Origin of the sequence: Mesorhizobium sp. M7A.F.Ca.CA.001.10.2.1, from assembly GCF_003998575.1 — a bacterium.
In the GTDB taxonomy this organism is placed as follows: domain Bacteria; phylum Pseudomonadota; class Alphaproteobacteria; order Rhizobiales; family Rhizobiaceae; genus Mesorhizobium.
This window is the reverse complement of record NZ_RZQY01001277.1, coordinates 1-576: the sequence shown is the minus strand read 5'-3', so window position 1 is coordinate 576 and position 576 is coordinate 1. Positions and strand designations below refer to the sequence as shown.

Sequence of the window (576 nt, the reverse complement as noted above, 5' to 3'; positions counted from 1 at the left end):
CGGCCACCATCGAAGCGCAGCACCGGCCGGAACTTCTCGGCGGCGTGGTGACGCTGTCGACCGCGGCACTTGCCGATGCCGCCGACGGGTGGCGGGACGGGCTCTACAGGCCCGAGCCGCCGGCCACCGCCGAGACGCGCCTGACCGCCATTCCTTATTTCGCCTGGGACAACCGCGAGCCCGGCGAGATGCTGGTATGGCTCAGGGACGGGTGAGTTGTGATGTTAGCCCGATCTCTTCGGCTACCAGTTCCTGCAGCCGCCACAAATTGCGGTCGCGGATGCCGCAGGCTTCGAGGTGGCGGATCGTCTCGAAAAGATATTGCGCGCCCGAGCCCCAATGACCAACGGCTGTCACCAGCGTCGCCGCGATCGCCTGCTTGTCGAGCTTGCCGGCATAACGCGGATTGGCGGGATCGACGACGAAGCCAAGCGCGCGACATGGGCCGCCTTCGGTCCTGACCTGCAGCCAGCGCGGCACGTTGACGGCGGGCAGGATGGTCATTTCGCGGCGCAGGAGCGCTTCGAGGTTAGCCGCCACCGGTTCCGCGATCTCGAACACCATGCCCTGGCACCT

General features: G+C 67.0%; 1 protein-coding gene and 1 pseudogene. One reads left to right on the top strand and one right to left on the bottom strand.

The window, feature by feature from the left end; translation table 11 throughout:
- A pseudogene (locus tag EN964_RS36620) lies at positions 1-215 on the top strand (glycoside hydrolase family 127 protein); the annotation flags it as partial.
- Here EN964_RS36620 and EN964_RS36615 read toward each other — a convergent pair.
- Positions 202-576: gamma-glutamylcyclotransferase (locus tag EN964_RS36615; protein ID WP_206528846.1), on the bottom strand; the 375-nt coding region annotated here is incomplete at its 5' end. The pseudogene EN964_RS36620 and the gene EN964_RS36615 sit on opposite strands and share 14 nt — an antisense overlap.